This is a genomic window from Rubrivivax gelatinosus, assembly GCF_016583785.1.
Taxonomy (GTDB): domain Bacteria; phylum Pseudomonadota; class Gammaproteobacteria; order Burkholderiales; family Burkholderiaceae_C; genus Rubrivivax; species Rubrivivax gelatinosus_B.
This window is the reverse complement of the sequence record NZ_NRRU01000195.1, coordinates 1-2992: the sequence shown is the minus strand read 5'-3', so window position 1 is coordinate 2992 and position 2992 is coordinate 1. Positions and strand designations below refer to the sequence as shown.

Below are 2992 nucleotides of genomic sequence, written 5' to 3'. Positions count from 1 at the left end.
GCAGGTGCGGCTGCGGCCGCGCCCCCCGCCTCGGCCGCAGCCGCACCTGCTCCCGCACCCGCACGCTCGCGCGGCCAGGTGCTGTTCTGGAGCTTCGAGAAGCAGAAGGCCGCCTACCCGCACATGGAGGACGAGTTCCCGGCACGGCTGGTCCGGCGCGGCGGGCCGGTCGCGCCGCTGCCGGTGGCCGACAAGCCGCTGGACCTGAGCTTCAGCTTCGGCGGCCAGACCTGGACCATAGCCGACTACATGCTGCGCAACCGCGCCGCGGGCCTGCTGGTGCTGAAGGACGGCCAGGTGGTGCTGGAGCGCTACGGGCTGGGCCAGACGGCGCAGAAACGCTGGACCAGCTTCTCGGTCGCCAAGTCCTTCTCGTCGACGCTGGTCGGCGCGGCGATCCTGGACGGCCGGATCAAACATCTGGACGACCCCGTGACCGCCTACCTGCCGGCGCTCGAGGGCTCGGGCTACGAAGGCGTCAGCGTGCGCCAGCTGCTCAACATGACTTCCGGCGTGCGCTGGAACGAGGACTACTCGGACCCCGAATCCGACGTCGCACGCTTTGCCTCTGAGCCCTCGGTCGACGGCTCGGACCCGGTCGTCAGCTACATGGCAAGGCTGCCGCGCGAAGCCGCGCCCGGCACGCGCTGGGTCTACAAGACAGGCGAGACCAGCCTCGTCGGCTCGCTGCTGCGCGCGGCCACCGGCAAGCCGCTGTCCGACTACCTGTCCGAGAAGCTGTGGCAGCCGCTGGGCATGGAGGGCGACGCCTACTGGATGGTCGACGCCTCCGGCGGCGAGATGGCGGGCTGCTGCCTGTCGGCCACGCTGCGCGACTACGGGCGCTTCGCGCTGTTCTTCATGCGCGGCGCCCGCCTGGCCAACGGCCAGGCGGTGGTGCCGGACGGCTGGGTGCAGCAGGCGACGACGACGACGCACGAAGCGGCCGAAGCGCTGCAGGGCCGCGCCGGCTACGGCTACCAGTGGTGGACGACACGCGGCAAGGCCTACCGGGCCGCCGGCATCTTCGGCCAGGGCATCTGGATGGACCCGGAGCTCGACCTCGTCGTCGTCACGCAGAGCGCCTGGCCGGGTGCCACCGACGCACCGTCGGCACAGGCGCGCCAGGCCCTGATCGACGCCATCACGGCGCACTACCGCAGGCGCTAGGCCGGGACAGGCACCGAACGCGCGGGCACCGACCGGACGCTCATGGCAGCAGGCAGGACCCAGCGCAATAGCCGACACCCGGCAGCCCGCCGGCTGCTGACCACCGTCGCCCGCTGGCTGCTGGCGGGCCTGCTGCTGCCCGCCGCCGCGCACGCGATCGACACCAGCGTCCGGCTCTCCGAACTGAAGCACACGGTCTGGCGCGGCGACAGCGGCGCACCGGCCAACATCGTCGCGCTGGCGCAGACGGCCGACGGCTTCCTCTGGCTGGGCACCGGCGGCGGCCTGTACCGCTTCGACGGCGTGCGCTTCGAGCGCATCACGGCGCTGGCCGGCCAGGCGCTGCCGGCGGCCAGCATCACCGCGCTGCACGCCACGCGCTCGGGCGAGCTGATGATCGGCTACCGCTTCGGCGGCGTCAGCGTGCTGGGCGACGGCCGCCTGCGCCACTACGGCCCGGCCGACGGGCTGCCGCCGGGCAACCCCTGGGCCTTCGTGCAGGGCGCCGACGGCACGCTCTGGGCCGCCTTCACCGACGGTGTCGCCCGGCTGCAGGCCGGCCGCTGGCAGGCGGCGCCGCTGGACGGCGAGGTGCTGCCCTACCGCACGATGCTGCGCGACGGCGAAGGCAACGTCTGGGTCACCGCCAAGACCGGCGCCTTCGTGCTGCCCCGGGGCGCAGCGGCCTTCGAGCGCGCCGACACGCGCCTGCGCCGCTTCCCGTCGCTGTCGCTGGCACCCGACGGCCGCGTCTGGGCGGCCGATTTCGAACGTCTGCGCATCGGCCCGCTGCAGCACCTGGGCAGCGCCTTCCGCCTGGCGCCGGCAGCGCAGCAGCTGGCGCTGCCACGCAGCGCCGACCTGCACTGGTTCGACAGCGGCGGCGGCCTGTGGCTGCGCACCGGCGACGGCGTGGCACGCATCGTCGGGGCGTCAGGGCCGCAGGTGCCGCCCTCGGCCGAGACGCTGGGCCCGGCCCAGGGCCTGAGCGGCGAGGTCTACAGCTTTCTCGAAGACCGCGAAGGCAACGTCTGGCTGGGCAGCGCCGGCGGCCTGCACCGCTTCACGCAGAGCCATGTGCGCCGCGTCGACCTGGGCGCCAACGCCGGCGGCGTCGGCGTCGCCGCGGCCACCGGCGGCGCGGTCTGGGCGACGACCGAGGCCGGCGGGCTCTTCCACGTCGGCACCGGCGTCAGGCCCATTCCCGGTATCGCGCTGCACGCCTCGCACCTGCACCGCGACCGCGACGGCCTCGTCTGGATCGGCTCGCGCAACGCGCTCTGGATGATCGACGGCCGGCGCCCGCCGGTCGAGATCGCCCGCCCCGACGTCGGCGAGGACCCGCGCTCGGCCGTGTTCGCGCCGATCCACGCGCTGGCCAAGGACCGGTCGGGCGCGTTGTGGATGCACCTGGTGGCCAAGGGCACCTACCGCCGCGTCGGCGGGCACTGGCAGCGTGTTCCCGCCGGCCCGCACGACCGCATCATGGCCATGGGCAACGACGGCGACGGCCGGCTCTGGCTGGGCTACATCGAACGCGGCGCGCGCCGCATCGACGGCGACGAGGTGCTGGACTTCGGCCCCGGCAACGGCCTGGACATCGGCGCCGTCTACGCCGTCTACGGGCGCGGCCCGCGCACCTGGCTCGGCGGCCAGCGCGGGCTGGCGCTGCACGACGGCACGGCGATGAAGACGCTGGCGCTGCGCGGCCTGGACGAGACCCGCGTCATCACCGGCATCGTCGAGACCGCCGCCGGCGAACTCTGGCTGCACGCCGCCGACGGCCTGACCCGCATCGCCGCCGCCGAGTGGCGCCACGCGC

The 2992-nt window shown here is 74.2% G+C and carries 2 protein-coding genes; both read left to right on the top strand.

All coding sequences use genetic code 11. The features are described 5' to 3' along the window. On the top strand, positions 1-1170 hold a 1170-nt coding region (locus CKO43_RS25220), incomplete at its 5' end, for a serine hydrolase domain-containing protein (RefSeq protein ID WP_200380387.1). Positions 1171-1212: 42 nt separating this feature from the next. Next, on the top strand, positions 1213-2992 hold a 1780-nt coding region (locus tag CKO43_RS25215), incomplete at its 3' end, for a ligand-binding sensor domain-containing protein (protein ID WP_276570321.1).